This window comes from Aureimonas populi, assembly GCF_017815515.1.
GTDB lineage: Bacteria > Pseudomonadota > Alphaproteobacteria > Rhizobiales > Rhizobiaceae > Aureimonas > Aureimonas populi.
The window spans coordinates 738,170-754,238 of record NZ_CP072611.1 but is presented as its reverse complement, the minus strand read 5'-3'; the positions used below and the strand labels follow the sequence as shown (position 1 = coordinate 754,238).

Genomic DNA, 16,069 nt, shown 5'->3' with positions numbered 1-16,069 from the left:
TCTGGAACGGGGACCGGTTGCGATGGGGGTTTCATCCCAGTCCATTGCCGAGGCGGCGGCCTTTCGCAGCTTTGCCAATGGCTATCTGCGCGAGATCGATGCGGGCATAAGGGTCTCCCACGCCCTGCCGGACGGGCCGCCGGCCGCTTGCGTGGAATGGAGCCTGCGCAGCCAGCGCATGGCGATCCGCGCCGAGATCGTCTCCGCCTCGCTCTGCGGCGCGCAGGGGTTCGGCCGCCTGTGGACGCGCCATCTCCACGAGCCGCGATGGCGGCTCGTCGCGCCGATGCACGCGATCGGCAATCTGCTCGGCGAGGCCTATGCCCGCGTCGAAGGGGCCTGCCCGGAAACGGCGCGCGAGCGCGAGCTGGAGCTTCTCGGGCGCGTCCTCGACAGCTATCGCGAAACGGCCCGCCAGCTCGACCTGGCCCGAAGCAGGCCGGGCGAGGACACGAGCTTCATCGGCGCGGAGCGCTCGCTCGTCTTCGGCCATTGGCTGCACCCCACGCCCAAGAGCCGGCAGGGCCTTGCCCCCTGGCAGGCGCGCGCCTACGCGCCCGAGGAGGAGGGGGTGTTCCAACTGGTGGTGTTCGCCTCGGAGGCCGGGCTCGTGCGCCACGATTCGGCCGGCCCCCGTTCGGCGCCCCGGATCGCCCTGGAGCTTCTGGGGTCCGACGCCGGCCGGCTGCCGCTCGGCGCCGGGGAGGTCGCGCTTCCCATGCATCCGCTCCAGGCCGAGGCGCTGATGCTGGAGCCGCATGTGGCCGAGCTGGTGCAGGCCGGGCGCGTCCGGCATCTCGGCGCCTTCGGACCCCGCTTCACCGCCACCTCCTCGCTGCGCACCGTCTATGCGCCGGACAGCCCCTGGATGGCGAAGTTCTCGCTTCCCGTCACCCTCACCAATTCGCTGCGCGTGAACCGCCTTGCAGAGCTCGAGGCGGGCGTGGCCATGGCCCGGCTCCTGGCGCGCAGCCCTTTCGGCGCGCGCCATCCCGCCTTCCGCATCCTGCGCGACCCCGCCTATCTGACGCTCGCCTGCCCGGGCCGCGAGGAGAGCGGTTTCGAGACGGTGTTTCGCGAAAATCCCTTCCGGGACGGCGCCTCCGAGGGCATCGCGACCCTGGCGGCGCTGACCGCCGAGCCGCTTCCGGGGCGCCCGTCGAGGCTCGAGGCCCTTCTGCGCGGTGTTTGCGCCGGCGGGGCCCCCGAGCGCTCCCAAGCCGCGCGCCGCTGGTTCGGCCTCTATCTCGACTGCCTGTTCGAGCCCATCGTCGCGCTTTACGAGGAGGAAGGCATCGCGCTGGAGGCCCATCAGCAGAACACGCTTCTCGACGTTGCCTCCGGCTGGCCGCGCCGGGGCTTCTACCGGGACAATCAGGGATTCTACCTGTCGCAGGCCGCCCGCGCGGAGCTTGTGCGCAAAGCCCCCGAGACGGCGACCATCGGCGCGCTCTATTTCGAGGACGGTGAGATCCGCCGGCGGCTCGCCTATTATCTCGTGGTCAACCAGATCTTCTCCGTCATCGCCCGCATGGGCCATGACGGGTCGATCGGCGAGGCGGTTCTCCTCGACGATCTGGCGGCCCGGCTGGAGGCGATGGCGCGGCGCATGACGGGCGCCGGGCGGGCCTTCGCGCGCTCGGTCCTGGAGGGGCCGGCGCTGTGCACCAAGGCCAATCTGCGCGTGCGCCTGCAAAATCTCGACGAACTGGCGGCCGGGGAGGGAACGGGCTTCTATGTCGACATGCCCAATCCCTTGAGGGCGCGGGGCGGGGTCGAGCATGCCCTTGCCTCCTGAGGCGGGCGAGGAGGCGCGCGAGCGCGTCCTGCGCCAGCTCGCGGAAGCCGTTCTCTTCGAAGGACTTGCGCCGCTGGAGCCCTTTCCCCGCCCGCGCCGGCTGGAATGGCGCCTGGGCGCGCGGCGCTGGCGGGCGCGGGGAGCGGTCGGCCCCTTCGGCCGCCCGCGCCTCGACCCCGCATCGGTCGAGATCGCCGAGGCGGACGGCTCCTGGCGCGCGGGGGATATCGAGGCCCTCGTCGAGGCGCTCCCCGCCGATGCCGAGCACCGGCGCCGTCTGAAGGACGAGCTTTCCCAGACCATCGCCCTGTGCCGGTGGAACGGCCGGAACCTTTCCGCCCGGGATCGCCGCGTCCTGCCGTTCGCCGCGCTCGACGGGGCGTTGGGGGAAGGGCACCCCTATCATCCGTGCTTCAAGGCCCGCACCGGGTTCACCCTGGAGGACCATCGGCGCTTCGGGCCGGAATGCGCGCGGCCCTTCCGCCTCGAATGGCTGGCGATCCGCCAAAGCGACATCGCGTTCTCGCTGCCGGGCTCGCAGGCCGATTTCTGGCAAAGTGAGCTCGGCGCGGAACGGGAGGTGCTGGCGGCCCGCCTCGCCGAGGCGGGGCACGATTTCGAGACGCACGCCCTGCTGCCGGTCCACCCCTGGCAGATGCGCCATCTGGCGAAGGGGGCGCTCCGGCCCTGGCTGGCCGAGGGGCGCGCCGTGCCGCTGGGCGTGGCCGGGCCGCGCTATGTCGCCAGCCAGTCCCTGCGCACGCTGCACAATCACGACGACCCCTCTGCCAGCAGCGTCAAGCTCGCCATGAGCGTCGTCAGCACTTCGAGCCTTCGGACCCTCGATCCGCACTTCGTTCTCACCGGCCCCGCCCTGTCGGGCTGGCTGGCGCGCATCGTGGCGGGCGACCCCCTGTTCGCCGGGCGCTACCGGATGGACATCCTGGCCGAGCACGCCGCCGTGCTCGCCGACCGGCACGGGCCGCTGGCCGGGCAGCTCGCCGCGATCTGGCGCGAAAGCGTGCGGCTGGCGCCCGGCGAGGCGGCGGTTCCCTTCAACGCCCTGGCCGCGCGGGAGGCGGACGGCAGCGCTTTCGTCGCGCCCTGGCTCGCGCGCCACGGGCTGCACGCCTGGCTCGACCGCCTGGTGGAGGTGGCGGTTCTGCCCGTCTGGCACCTTCTGGTGGCGCATGGCGTGGCGCTGGAAGCGCACGGCCAGAACATGATCCTCGTGCATCGCGACGGCTGGCCCGAGCGGGTGATCCTGCGCGACTTCCACGAAAGCGCTGAATATGCGCCGGGCTTCGTGCCCGACCCCGAAGGCGTGCCCGACTTCTCCGCCATCGACCCCGCCCATGGCGGCCCCGTGGACGACCGCTTCCACGCCATGCGCTCGCCCGCCGTCCTGGCCGAACTCGTGACGGATGCGCTGTTCGTGTTCAATCTCGGCGAGATCAGCCGTTTCCTGCACCGCCTGCACGCGCTGGACGAGCCGGCCTTCTGGCAGCGCGTAGGGCGGCGGTTGCGCGCCCACGCGGCGCAGCACGGGCTGGAGGGCCGGCTGGCCCGGATCGGCTTCGACGCGCCCCGCCTGAAGGTGGAGGCGCTTCTCTCCCGCAAGCTCGGGCTGGACGAGGCGAGGTTCAGCCACCTCGTGCCGAACGCGCTCCTTTCTCCGCCCGACCAATCCCCGAGAGGTTTCATGATCGAGATCGACGCACGCATCATCGATGCGCCCGAGATGGACGCGGCCATCGCCCGCATCGAGGCGGGCGCCCGCCTGCGCGGCGGCACCGGAGAGCGCATCGCCATGCGCTTTCGGGACACGGCCACCGCCCTCGCCTTCATCCTCGCCGCGCGCCGGCTGGGCGTGACGCTCCTGCCGATCCATCCGGCGCTGCCGGACGAGGGGGCGCGGCGGCTCGCCGAACGCGCCGGCTGCCATCGCCTGTTCCTCGACGAGCTGGCGGGCGAGGCGCTGGACGGCGCCGCGCCGCCGGTTCCAGGCGAGGGCGAGCTCCTGCAGATGAGCTCCGGCACCACGGGCGAACCCAAATGCATCGCCCGGCGCTGGAGCGCGGTGGAGCGCGAGATCGAGAGCTATGTGGGCGCCTTCACCGCCCCGGACGACATGACGCCCGTCATCGCCTGCCCCATCACCCATTCCTACGGGCTGATCTGTGGGCTGTTCGTGGGCCTTGCGCGGGGGCGCACGCCCGTCGTGGTGGACACCACCAATCCCAGGCACCTCCTGCGCCGCCTGCGCGAGATCGAGCGGCCGCTCCTCTACACCTCGCCGGCCATGCTGCACACGCTGGCGCGCCTCATGCCAGAGGGCGAGCGCATCCATGCGGCCATGACCTCCGGCACGCTCCTGCCGGCCCCCTGGTTCACCGCCATCCGCGAGCGGGTGGCCCATCTCTTCCAGCAATACGGCTCTTCGGAAACCGGCTGCATCGCCATCAACCCCGATCTCACCCGCTCGGACGCGATGGGCTTCGCCTTGCCCCATCACCGCGTGCGGGCGGGGGCGAGCGCGGCGGCCCCGGCCGAGATCGTGGTGGAAGGCGAGAGCGGGGCGGTCCACACCGCCGATCTCGGCTACATGGACGCCGAGGGCATGCTGATCTTCGTCTCGCGCATGGACGACACGATCAACGTGTCGGGCCTCAACGTCTATCCGCGCGAGGTGGAGGACGTGGTCATGGCCATGCCCGGCATCACCGACGCGGTGGCCTTCGCGCGGCCCGACGCCTTCGCCGGCGAGCGCGTGACGCTCCTGTTCAGCGCCGAGGCGCCCGTGCCGCCCCGCGTGCTTCAGGACTGGTGCCGCCGCTGGCTGGCGGGCCACCAGGTGCCCGGCGAGGCGGTGCAGGTGAGCGCGATCCCCCGCCAGGCCAACGGCAAGATCTCGCGCCGCGAGGTGGCCGAACTCTACCGCAGCGGCCGGCTGGTGGAGGCCGTGGCATGAACCGGGACACCATCGTCGCGGCCATCGGCACGATCCTGCGCGAGGAGATGCGCCATCCCCATCTCGACCTCTTCGGCCCGGACGCCCGGCTGAACGAGGATCTCTACCTCGACTCCGTCCAGCTCCTCCAGCTCATCCTGTCGCTGGAAACGACGCTGGACCTGCCGGTCTCGGAGGAGGCGATCAGCCGGCAGGACGTCTCGACGGTGGCCGACCTCGCCGCGCTTCTCGTGCCCGGGGCGCAGGGGCAGGACGCTCCGGCCGGCGCGCCCGAGGCGCCGTCGGAGGGCGTCCATGGCGAGATGCCCTACGACCTCAAGATCCACTGCTTCGTCAGTTGCGTCTGCGACGGGCTGAAGAAGCGCGGCATCGACCACCGGCCGTTCTATGCCCTCGTCTGGGACGCCGAGTTCGCCATCACCGACGGTTTCCAGCTCGCCTATCATTCGGACGTGATGGACCACGAATCGTTCCGCTACTGGTTCGAGCGGCTCTACGGCGTGCCGCTCCGCTCCTGGTACGACCATTCCCGCTCCAAGGAGGAGAACGTCGCCACCCTCCTGCAACTCCTCCAAGAGCGGGCGCCGGGCGAGTGCATCATGGTGATGCTGGACATGTTCCACCTGCCGGAGCGCGAGAACAAGTTCAACCAGAACCCCTTCCCGCACTATCTCATGCTGGAGCTGACGGACGACCCGGCCGTCTGGCAGGTGCGCGACCCCGACTTCCGTTGGGAAGGCCCCATCGAGCGCGACAAGCTGCTGAACGCGATCCGCCAGCCCACGGTGGCCGGCGGCTACCGGTTCGATCCCTCGCTCGCCCATCCGCCGGGGGACGAGGATCTGGCGGCCTTCTTCGAGGCGTGCCTGCGCCCGGACTCCAACCCGCTGATCGATGCGACGCGCGCCATCGTCGCGGCCCATGCCGAGGGGCGCGGGGGCCTTCGGCTGGCCGATGTCGGGGAGGCGCTGCGCGAGCTTCCCGTCGTCACCATCCGCAAATGGGCCTACGAGCACGGTTTCGCCTTCTTCTGGCGCGCCCTGCGCTGGCCGGACAGCGAGTTCCAGGCCATCTGCGACGAGATCGAAGTGCTGGTGAACGGCCTGACATCCATGCACTACGCCGTCCTCAAGCTCGCCAGGAGCGAGGACGCGGCGCTGGTGGCGCCGGTGATGGAGAAGCTGGACGAGCTGGACGCCCTGGAGTTCTCGATCAAGCGCCGGCTCGGCGCCGCCCACGCGGCATGGCGGGCGGCGAGCCCCCGCCTCGCCCCGCGCGAGCGGGCGCGCGGGGCGCTCCCGGCATGAAGGTCTCGCTCTGCACGATCAGCTTTCGCCATCATCTCCTGTCGATCCGCGAGATCGCCCGTTTCGCCCGGGACAGCGGGTTCGACGGTATCGAGCTCTGGGGCATTCATGCGCGCAATCTGGGCCCCGGCGATCATGCCGAATGGCTGGACGCCTACGGCCTGCGCGTGCCCATGCTGAGCGACTACCTGCCGCTGGACGCGCCCCGCGAAACCCTCGCCGAGCACATGGCCCAGCTTTGCCGCCTGGCGAGGGGCTGGTGCGCGCCAAGGCTGCGCACCTTCGCGGGCACCAGAGGCAGCGCCGCGACCTCGGCCGAGGAGCGCGCGCATGTCGCCGCCCGCCTGCGCATGGCGGCGGCCTATCTGGCAGACCATGGCCTGCGGCTGCTGGTGGAGACGCATCCGGGAACCCTCGCCGACACCACCGATTCCCTCCTGCGGCTTCTCGAGGAGGTGGACCATCCGGCCCTGAAGGTCAATTTCGACACGCTCCATGTCTGGGAAGGGGGCGACGACCCTCTCGCAGCCCATGATCGCCTGGCGAAGCATATCGACCACTATCACCTGAAGAACGTGCGCGCCCGGTCCGATCTCGGCGTCTTTGAGCCCGCCAATGTCTACGCCGCGGCCGGCCGGCGCGAGGGCATGACACGCCTGTTCGAGGGCGCGGTGGATTATGAGGCGTTCCTGCCGGTTCTGGCGCCGGATGCCGAGGTCTCGCTCGAATGGTTCGGCGGCTCCTGCTTCTCCATCCTGCCCGCCGACCTCTCGAGGCTCCGGGCCGCGTCCGCCAGGTCTTCCGACGTGCTGGCGCTGAAGGCCGGCTGAGGCTCGCCAGCCCGGATCGGCGTCACCTGCCTGTGAAAGGGGCAGACCGGATGCCGCCCGCGCCCGTTTCGGGCGGCGTCCCGGCCGGATTCTGCCGCACTATCGTTGGGCCGGCCCGTGCGATGGATCTATAATCCATTGAAATAAGTATGGCATTTCATTTTCCTGGGAGCAGCGGGGCGGCACGGCGCGCGATGGCACGCATATTGCGGGAGACGGGTTGCGAATGACGAGTGGCGAGGATCGTCACAAATGCTCCGTTCCGTTCAGTGGAGGGCTTCATGCTCGCTCGAAATTCCGGCCGCAGCTTTCTCAAGGCGACGTTCCTTTCCCTGTGCCTGGCGGCGGCCGCCGGCGGCGCGAGGGCCGAGACCACGATCACCGCGGTGATGCACGCCCCGTTGCGCGCGGTCGATCCGGTCATCAGCACCGCCTATATCCTGCGCAACTACGGATACATGGTCTACGATACCCTGCTCGCGCGCGACGAGGCGGGCAACGTTCAGCCGCAGATGGCCGACTGGACGGTGTCCGAGGACGGCATGACCTACACCTTCACGCTGCGCGAGGGGCTGCTCTGGCATGACGGCACGCCGGTGACGGCGACCGACGCCGTGGCGAGCCTCGAGCGCTGGAGCCAGGTCGACGGACTCGGGCAGGTGATGACCTCGCTCATGACGGGCATGGAGGTGCTGGACGAGCGCAGCTTCACCCTGACCTTCGAGACCCCGACCGAGATCGGGCTGATGGCGCTGAGCAAGCCCAGCGGCGTGGCGCCCTTCATGTTCCCGGAGGCCGTGGCCCGGACGCCCGTCTCCGAGCAGATCACCTCCACCGTGGGCTCCGGCCCCTTCGTCTTCGCGGCCGACGAGTACCAGCCGGGCGTGCGCGCCGTGTTCGAGAAGAACCAGGATTACGTGCCGCGCGAAGAACCCGCCAGCGGCCTTGCCGGCGGAAAAATCGTCAATGTGGACCGCGTCGTCTGGACGACGATGCCCGACCCGATGACGGCGGTGAGCGCCCTGATGGCCGGCGAGATCGACTTCCTCGAACAGATCCCGCAGGACCTCCTGCCGCTGGTGGAGGGCAATCCCGATTTCGAGATGGCCGTCTACCCCAAGCAGGGCAGCCAGAACCTCGCCCGGCTCAACTTCCTCCACCCGCCCTTCGACAACCTGCAGATCCGCAAGGCGGCGCTCCTGGCGCTCGGCCAGCAGGAGCTTCTCGATTCACAGGTCGGCAGCGGCTCGGCCAACGCGCGAACCTGCCCGGCGGTGTTCGGCTGCGGCAGCGCCTATGTCAGCGAATACGGCGCGGAGGATATCGTCGAGCCGCAGCCGGAGCGGGCGAAAGCGCTTCTGGAGGAGGCCGGCTACGACGGCACGCCCATCCTCCTCATGCACGCCACCGACCTCGTCAACCTCGCGCCCATGGGGCCGGTCTTCTCCCAGCAACTGCGCAATGCCGGCTTCAACGTCGATATGGTCTCGATGGACTGGGCGAGCGTCGTGGGGCGCCGCACCTCGCGCGCCGCGCCCGCCGAGGGCGGCTGGAACATCTTCTCCACCACCAACGTGCTGCCGGACGTGGCCGACCCGCTCGGCTTCATCGGTGCGCGCGCCGGCGGGGACACCGCCTGGTTCGGCTGGCCCGACGTGCCGGAGATCGAGGAGGCGCGCGCCCAGCTCGCCGCCACCGCCGACGCGCAGGAGGCCGTGGCGCTCGGCCGGCGGGTGCACGAGCTGATCATCGACAATGTGACGATGATCCCCATGGGCGAGTTCTACAACGTCACGGTCCGCAGCGCGGCCCTGGGCGGGCAGATGGATGCCGAGGCGCCCGTCTTCTGGAACATGACCAAGGCCGCGCCGTAGGCCAGGGCCGGGCTGCCTCGCCGTGCGTGCATGCGCGCGCGTGCCGGCGAGCGATCGCAGCATCCCGCCTGGCGGCATGGGACGATGCCCGCCGGGCGGGCCGCTTGAGGCGATGACGGGGCGCAAGGCCTGCGCGCCGCCGTCGCGGCAGTATTGGAGGGGACAGATGACGGAACTTTGGCGCCTTTCCGGCTCGCAGATCGCCAACCTCGTAAGGCTGGGCGAGGTTTCGGCGAGCGAGGTGGCGCGCGACGCGCTGGCGCGGCTGGATGCCGTCAATCCGGCGATCAACGCCGTCGTGGATCACCGGCCCGAGCACGTTCTGGAACGGGCCGCCCGGGTCGACGAAGCCATCGCGCGCGGCGACGAGACGGGGCCGCTCGCCGGCGTGCCGGTGACGATCAAGATCAATATCGACCAGGCGGGCTTTGCCACGAGCAACGGCCTGCGCTCGAAGGCCGGGCTGATCGCGAAAGAGAACAACCCGGTGGTGGACGGCTTCCTCGCGGCGGGAGCCGTGCCGCTGGGACGCACCAATACGCCGGCCTTCAGTTGCCGATGGTTCACCAACAACCAGCTTTTCGGCCCGACCCGTAACCCGCGCGACCCGGCGCTGACGCCCGGCGGCTCCTCGGGCGGCGCGGCGGCGGCCACCGTCGCGGGCATCGGCTGCATCGGCCACGGCAACGATATCGGCGGCTCCGTGCGCTATCCGGCCTATGCCTGCGGCATCCATGGCCTGCGCCCCGGCCTGGGGCGGGTGCCGACCTACAATGCCAGCGGGCCGGACCGCACGATCGGCTTCCAGCTCATGTCGGTGCAGGGGCCGCTGGCGCGCACGATCCAGGACCTGCGGCTCGGGCTGCACGCCATGTCGCGCCGCGACATGCGCGATCCCTGGTGCTTCGAGGCGCCCCCCGCCGGCCGCAACCCGCAGCTCGCGGCCCTGTGCCTGCGCCCGGACGGAATCGACATCGCGCCCGAGGTGGAGGCCGCGCTCATCGACGCGGCCGGGCGGCTGCGCGACGCGGGCTGGACCGTGGTGGAGCTGGACGCGCTGCCCCCGATCCGCGAGGCGAGCCTCATCATGCACACGCTGTGGGTCGCCGATGCGCCGGAGCAGAAGATCGCCGAGGCCGAGGCCGAGGGCGACCCGGGCGCCGTATCGGCCATGCGCGGGGCGGTGGAACTCGTCGGGCCGGTCGATGTGGCCGCCTTTTCCGCCGCGCTCACGCGCCGCGCGAACATGGTGCGCGAATGGCTTCTCTTCCTCGAACGTTATCCGGTCGTGCTCATGCCGGTCTCCTCCGAACTGCCCTTCGAGGACGAGATCGACCTGCCCGAGAAGAAGGGCTTCCGCCATGTCTATGAGCGCCAGCATTTCATGGCGGGCCCGCCGGTGATCGGCATCCCGGCGCTCACCGTTTCCACCGGCATGGCGGGCAGGAGCCCGGTGGGCGTGCAGATCCTCGCCGGGCGGATGCGTGAGGATCTGTGCCTGGCCGCCGGGGAGGCGATCGAGGCGCGCGGAACGCCTCCTATGCCGATCGACCCCCTCGCCGGCTGACCCTTGGCATCCCGAAGGATACGACACCCATGACCGATACGATTGCGCCGATCTCGCCCGCCGATCTGGCGGGCCTGGATACGGAGGCGATGCTGGGGGGGCTGCGCCGCTGGGTCGAATGCGAGAGCCCGACCATAGACCCGCGCGCGGTGGACCGCATGATGGACCTTGCCGCCAGCGACCTTTCGCTGGCCGGCGCCGCCGTCGAGCGCCTGACGAGCGGGGATGCGGGGGCGGCCGGCGCCGTCCTCGCCCGCTTCCCCCACCGCGACATTGGCAAGCCCGGCATCCTCGTCATGGGCCATCTCGACACGGTGCATCCGCTCGGCACGCTGGAGGTGCTGCCGTTCCGGCGCGAGGGCAATCTGTGCTACGGCCCTGGCATCAAGGACATGAAGGCGGGCAATTTCCTGTCCCTGTGGGCCATCCGGCAGCTCGTCGCCCGGGGCATCGAGACGCCGCTGCCGGTCAGCGTCCTCTTCACGGGCGACGAGGAGACCGGCAGTCCACACACGCGCCCGCTGATCGAGGCGCTGGCGCGGCGGAACAGATACGTGCTGGTGCCCGAGCCGGGCGAGGACGCGGGCGGCGTGACCATCGGCCGCCACGAGGTGGCGCGCTTCACCCTGGCCGCGCGCGGCACGCCCACCCATGCGGGCGCGACCCCGGAAAAGGGCCGCTCGGCCATCCGGCAGATGGCCGAGAAGATCGTCGCGGTCGAGGCGCTCGGCTCGCCGGGCGTGAGCTTCTCGGTGGGCATCGTGCAGGGCGGGCTCTGGTCGAACTGCGTGACCACCCATTGCAGCGCCGAGCTTCTGGTGCTGATCCGCGATCCGGCGCAGAAGGAGGAGCGGCTGGCCGCACTCATGGCGCTTCAATCCGACGAGCCGGGCATGTCCTTCACCGTCACCCCGCTGCGCGAGCGCCCGCGCTGGGAGGGCAACGAGGCCAGCCACGCGCTCCATGCGGCGGCCCGCGAGATCGGCGCGGCGCTCGGCCTGGACCTGAAGGGCCATGTCTCGGGCGGCGGCTCGGACGGCAATTTCACCGGCGCGCTCCAGATTCCCACGCTCGACGGCCTCGGCGCGCTGGGGCGCGACCATCACACGCTGAACGAGCACATCTTCGTCGACAGCCTCGCGCCGCGAACGCTGCTGATGGCCAATCTCATCGCCACGCTGAACTGATCGGACGACCATGGACATGACAGACATCCGCTCGCCCAACCTCGCGCGCGGCCGGCTGACCGGCAAGAGGATGGCGCGCGGCGAGGGCGGCATCGTGGTTTCGCAGAACCGCGAGGCCGCCCGCATCGGGGCCGAGGTGCTGAAGGAGGGCGGCAACGCGGTGGATGCGATCGTCGCGGCCTCCTTCGCCGTCGGCGTGCTGGAGCCGTGGATGAGCGGGGTAGGCGGCGTCGGCGCCATGCTGGTGCGCGAGGAGGGCGGGGCCGTCACCGCCATCGACGCCGGCGCGCGTTCGCCGGCCGGGCTGGACCCGGCCGATTTTCCCATCGTGGGCGGAAGCGACGGCGATCTCTTCGGCTGGCCGAGCGTGCTGGAGGACCGAAACGTCACGGGCGCCCGGTCGATCGGCGTGCCGGGCCTGGTGGCGGGCCTCGGCGCCGCCCATGCCCGTTTCGGGCGCATGAGCTGGGCCGAGCTCGTCCTGCCGGCGGCCGGCATCGCCGAGGCCGGCCCGGTCGTCGACTTCCACACCACCTTGTGGATCGCCTCGGAGATGAGGCGCATCCTGCGCGACGAGGCGTGCAGCGGCTGGTTCCTGCCGGAGGGCGTGCCTCCCATTACGCCGGCCGCCGTCACCGGGCGCGTCAACCGCCTGCCGAACGCGGCGCTGGCGCAGACGCTGGCCCGCATCGCGCGGGAGGGCCCCGGCATCCTCTATGGGGGCGAGCTGGCAGAGGCGCTGGCCGGCGACGTTCAGGCCGCCGGGGGCTATCTTGGCACCGCCGATCTTGCCGCCTTCGAGGTGGCGGCCGGCCCGGCCGCCACGCAGGCCTACCGCCGGCATCTGGTGCATTATGTGCCCGGGCTGAACGGCGGCCCGACGCTGGCCCATATGCTGCGGGCCTGCCAGGAGCGCCATGCGCCGCAGGGCGAGACGCCCGGAGCGGCCGATGTCCTGGCCTATTGCGAGGCCATGCAGGATGCCTGGGCACACCGCTTCGAGACGATGGGCGACGGGGCGCGGGAGAGCCTGCCGAGCTGCACGACGCATCTGAGCGCGGTGGACCGCGACGGCATGGCCGTCTCGCTGACGCAGACGCTGCTGTCGCTCTTCGGCTCGGGCGTGGTCTCGCCGCGCACCGGCATCCTCCTCAACAACGGCATCAACTGGTTCGACCCGCGCCCGGGCCGGCCGAACAGCATCGCACCGGGCCGCAAGGCGCTGTCCAATTACGCGCCGGCGATCATGACGGGGCCGGACGACGATGTGATCGCCATCGGGGGATCGGGCGGGCGCAAGATCCTGCCGGCGGTGTTCCAGGCGCTGGCGCAGGTGGCCGACTTCTCCCATGCGCTGGACGAGGCGGTGGCCGCGCCCCGCCTCGACACCTCGGCGCCGCCCCTCGTGGTCGCGGACGCCCGCTTCCCGGCCGATATCCTCGACGCGGTCCGCGCGCGCCATGCCACCGTGCTTTGCGAGCGCATGGAGCACCCCAACCATTTCACCACGCTGGGCGCGGTGCGACGGCGCGGGGCGATGAACGAGGGTTTCGCCGAGCCTTTCCACCCCTGGGCCGACGCCGTCAGCGAAGACGACACGAAGCCGTTGGCGGGCTGACAGCGGCGGGGCCTCGCGGCGCGCCGGGGTTCCGGCGTGGCCGAAGCTCTTGCTGCTCGTTTTTGAAAATTAGCTACAAAGAATTTGACTCCTGTAGTTTTGCCGATACGCTGCCTGATCAGGGAGGCCCACCACCAGAGCAGGGGAATGATGATGAGGCACCGCAACCGCCTTTCGCTGGGCGCCCTGGCCTTCCTCGGCGCGGCATTCGCCGGCCAGGCCGCCTCGGCTTCCATGACGGTCTACTGCCCGATGTCGGAGGCCGACTGCGCCTCCGTCCTCGCCGCCTTCGAGGCGGAGACGGGCCATGCCTCCAGCTTCGTGCGCCTGGGGGCGGGCGAGATTCTGGCCCGCATCCGGGCCGAGCAGAGCAACCCGCAGGCCGCGCTCTGGCTGGCCGGGGCCGCCGACATCTTCATCCAGGCCGCGGGCGAGGGGCTGCTGGAGCCCTATGCCTCCGCCAACGCGGAACGCGTCGAGGCCGGCTATCGCAGCCCCGACGATTCCTGGACGCCGATCGCCATCTCGCCGATCGCCTTCCTCTACAATCCCGCCTATCTGGAGGAGCTTGGGGCGGAGCCGCCCACGAGCTGGCGCGATTTCGCCGACCCGGCCTATCAGGGCGCGGTCGTCCTCACCCATCCCGCCTCCTCCGGCACGGCCTATGTCTCGCTCGCCAGCATGGTGCAGGCCCTCGGCGAGGACGAGGCCTTCGCGCTTCTCAAGGAGATCGACGGCAACGTCCTGCAATATCTGCGCTCGGCGGGCGGCCCCGGGCAGATGGTGGCCAGCGGCGAGGCGGCCGTTTCCATGGCCTTCACCCACGGGCTGGAGGTCGCGCTGGCGGACGGCTTTCCCATCGGCGTCTCCTTTCCCGAGGAGGGCACGGGCTACGAGCTGAACGCCGCCGCCCTGATCGCCGATGCGCCGGAGAGCCAGCGCGAGGCGGCCACGGCCTTCCTCGACTGGATCGTCTCCGACGCCGGCCAGACGGCGCTGGGGGAGACCTACAGGGAATCCGTCGTGGAAGGCTTCGTGAACGATGATTTCAGCATCGACCTCAGCCAGGTGAAGCTGATCGACTACGATTCCAACTGGGCCGGCGAGAACCGCGCGCGCCTGCTGCAACGCTACGAGCAGGAAGTGCGCGACGCCTCGGCGGTGCAATAGGCTCGTCCCTGCCGGCGCGGCCGCTGCCGAAGCGGCCGCCGCCTCTCGTCACGGTCCCGAAGGAACCCTCCATGACGCTGGCCGCCCGCAGGCCGCCCCTCGCCGGCACGGTGAAGAAGATCGCCGCCGATCCGTGGCTCTTTGCAACCTTCCTCGTGCTGACGGGGGCGGTCGTGCTCTTCGCCATCCTGCCGGTGGCGAGCGTATTGAAGCTTGCGCTGGTCGGGCGCGAGGGGTTCGCTCCTGAGGCCATCCTCGCCAATCTGCGCTCGCGCCTCGTCTGGCGGGCCTTCGGCAACACGCTTCTTCTCGGCGCGACCTCCGCCCTCGTCGCGACCGTCCTAGGCTTCGTCCTCGCCTTCGCCATCACGCGCACGAACATGCGGGGCAAGAGGCTGGTCCATCTCATCGCGCTCTTGCCGGTGATCTCGCCGCCCTTCGTCATGGCGCTGGCGATCGTCGTCCTGTTCGGGCGCAGCGGGCTCGTCACGCGCGAGCTGCTCGGCATCCGGGGCAGCAACATATACGGCTTCCGGAGCCTCGTGCTCATCCAGGTGCTGGCCTTCACGCCGATCGCCTATCTCAACATCCGCGGCATGCTCCAGTCCATGGACAGCGCGCTGGAGGACGCCGCCGCCTCGCTCGGCGGCTCGCAATGGACGATCTTCACGAAGCTGACGCTGCCGCTGGCGACGCCCGCCATCCTCAGCTCGATGCTTCTCGTCTTCGTCAAATCCATCGAGGATTTCGGCAATCCGCTGGTGATCGGGGGCAATTTCAACACGCTGGCGGTGGAGGCCTATTCCCAGCTCATCGGCTATTTCAACCTCGAGGCGGGGGCGCTTCTGGCAAGCCTCCTGCTCCTGCCCTCGGTGATCGCCTTCCTCATCCACCGCTACTGGGTGAGCAAGCGCAGCTACGTGACCGTCACCGGCAAGCCGGCGGCGCAGGTGATCCGCATCGTGGACCCGCGCGTCGTCTGGCCGCTCGCCCTGGTCGCATATGGGCTGGCGGCGCTCGTCGTGCTTCTCTACGCCACCGTCGTCGCGGTCTCCTTCACGCGGTTTCCGGGCATCGACTGGTCGTTCACCCTCGGCCACTACGCCGCCGTCTTCACCGCCGGCCTGCGCCCGCTCCAGAACTCGCTGCTGCTGGCCGGCATCGCGACGCCCATCACCGCCTTCGCCGGCATCCTCATCGCCTATCTGCTGACGCGGCGCGCGTTTCCGGGAAGCGCGGTCCTGCGCTGGGGCACGCTTCTCTCCTTCGCCGCGCCCGGCACCATCATCGGCATCGGCTACATCACCCTGTTCAACACGCCGCCGCTCCTGCTCACCGGCACGGCCGCCATCATCGTGGCCGCCATGGTGGTGAAGACCATCCAGGTCGGCATCGAGGCGGGGTCCAACCAGCTTCGCCAGATCGACCGCTCCATCGAGGAGGCCTCCACCATCCTGGGGGCCTCCAACACGCGCACCTTCTTCGGCGTCACCCTGCCGCTTCTCCAGCCGGCGCTCTTCACCGCGCTCGCCTATGCCTTCACCCGGTCGCTCACGACGCTGAGCGCCATCATCTTCCTGGTCTCGGCCAACTGGACGCTGATCACGGTGACGATCCTCAGCCAGGTGGAGACGCTGAGGCTGGGGCTCGCGGCCGCCTATTGCGTCATCCTCATCGCGGTCGTCCTGGCGACGCTCCTCATCCTGCAACTGGCCGTCGGCCGCCTTTCGCGCGTTTCGAGGTAATC

The 16,069-nt window shown here is 70.4% G+C and carries 10 protein-coding genes; all 10 read left to right on the top strand.

All coding sequences use genetic code 11. The features are described 5' to 3' along the window. Positions 1 to 22 precede the first annotated feature (22 nt). The 10 genes from J7654_RS03510 (at position 23) to J7654_RS03465 (ending at position 16,067) form a co-directional block, all read left to right on the top strand. Positions 23 to 1,798, top strand: a complete 1,776-nt coding sequence (locus tag J7654_RS03510; protein WP_209740166.1) for an IucA/IucC family protein — start codon at positions 23 to 25, stop codon at positions 1,796 to 1,798. After that, positions 1,782 to 4,769 (top strand): IucA/IucC family protein, encoded by a 2,988-nt coding sequence (locus J7654_RS03505; RefSeq protein ID WP_209738257.1) that lies wholly within the window; start codon positions 1,782 to 1,784, stop codon positions 4,767 to 4,769. The genes J7654_RS03510 and J7654_RS03505 overlap by 17 nt, the downstream gene beginning before the upstream one ends. Next, complete coding sequence (locus J7654_RS03500; RefSeq protein ID WP_209738255.1) at positions 4,766 to 6,076, top strand: DUF6005 family protein; 1,311 nt, start codon at positions 4,766 to 4,768, stop codon at positions 6,074 to 6,076. Before J7654_RS03505 ends, J7654_RS03500 begins: the two co-directional genes overlap by 4 nt. After that, positions 6,073 to 6,906 carry a sugar phosphate isomerase/epimerase family protein gene (locus tag J7654_RS03495; protein ID WP_209738253.1) on the top strand — a complete coding sequence of 278 codons (834 nt, stop codon included), beginning with the start codon at positions 6,073 to 6,075 and terminating at the stop codon, positions 6,904 to 6,906. The genes J7654_RS03500 and J7654_RS03495 overlap by 4 nt, the downstream gene beginning before the upstream one ends. Positions 6,907 to 7,187: 281 nt before the next feature. After that, complete coding sequence (locus J7654_RS03490; protein ID WP_209738252.1) at positions 7,188 to 8,780, top strand: ABC transporter substrate-binding protein; 1,593 nt, start codon at positions 7,188 to 7,190, stop codon at positions 8,778 to 8,780. 166 nt (positions 8,781 to 8,946) lie between these two features. Continuing rightward, positions 8,947 to 10,347 (top strand): amidase family protein, encoded by a 1,401-nt coding sequence (locus J7654_RS03485; RefSeq protein WP_209738250.1) that lies wholly within the window; start codon positions 8,947 to 8,949, stop codon positions 10,345 to 10,347. A 50-nt stretch (positions 10,348 to 10,397) separates the two neighbouring features. Next, positions 10,398 to 11,534 (top strand): M20/M25/M40 family metallo-hydrolase, encoded by a 1,137-nt coding sequence (locus J7654_RS03480; protein WP_209740164.1) that lies wholly within the window; start codon positions 10,398 to 10,400, stop codon positions 11,532 to 11,534. A 10-nt stretch (positions 11,535 to 11,544) separates the two neighbouring features. Then, positions 11,545 to 13,152, top strand: coding sequence for a gamma-glutamyltransferase (locus J7654_RS03475; RefSeq protein WP_209738247.1), 1,608 nt, complete (start codon positions 11,545 to 11,547; stop codon positions 13,150 to 13,152). Between the two features lie 147 nt (positions 13,153 to 13,299). Then, positions 13,300 to 14,322, top strand: coding sequence for an ABC transporter substrate-binding protein (locus J7654_RS03470; RefSeq protein ID WP_209738245.1), 1,023 nt, complete (start codon positions 13,300 to 13,302; stop codon positions 14,320 to 14,322). A 71-nt stretch (positions 14,323 to 14,393) separates the two neighbouring features. Beyond that, positions 14,394 to 16,067: an ABC transporter permease gene (locus J7654_RS03465; RefSeq protein ID WP_209738243.1), complete on the top strand. Its 1,674-nt coding sequence runs from the start codon at positions 14,394 to 14,396 to the stop codon at positions 16,065 to 16,067. The last annotated feature ends 2 nt before the right edge of the window (positions 16,068 to 16,069 follow it).

Excerpts from the sequence above, each read along its gene's own strand:
- J7654_RS03510 (WP_209740166.1), top strand. The coding sequence starts at position 23 with ATGGGGGTTTCATCCCAGTCCATTGCCGAGGCGGCGGCCTTTCGCAGC.
- J7654_RS03505 (WP_209738257.1), top strand. The coding sequence starts at position 1,782 with ATGCCCTTGCCTCCTGAGGCGGGCGAGGAGGCGCGCGAGCGCGTCCTG.
- J7654_RS03500 (WP_209738255.1), top strand. The coding sequence starts at position 4,766 with ATGAACCGGGACACCATCGTCGCGGCCATCGGCACGATCCTGCGCGAG.
- J7654_RS03495 (WP_209738253.1), top strand. The coding sequence starts at position 6,073 with ATGAAGGTCTCGCTCTGCACGATCAGCTTTCGCCATCATCTCCTGTCG.
- J7654_RS03490 (WP_209738252.1), top strand. The coding sequence starts at position 7,188 with ATGCTCGCTCGAAATTCCGGCCGCAGCTTTCTCAAGGCGACGTTCCTT.
- J7654_RS03485 (WP_209738250.1), top strand. The coding sequence starts at position 8,947 with ATGACGGAACTTTGGCGCCTTTCCGGCTCGCAGATCGCCAACCTCGTA.
- J7654_RS03475 (WP_209738247.1), top strand. The coding sequence starts at position 11,545 with ATGGACATGACAGACATCCGCTCGCCCAACCTCGCGCGCGGCCGGCTG.
- J7654_RS03470 (WP_209738245.1), top strand. The coding sequence starts at position 13,300 with ATGATGATGAGGCACCGCAACCGCCTTTCGCTGGGCGCCCTGGCCTTC.
- J7654_RS03465 (WP_209738243.1), top strand. The coding sequence starts at position 14,394 with ATGACGCTGGCCGCCCGCAGGCCGCCCCTCGCCGGCACGGTGAAGAAG.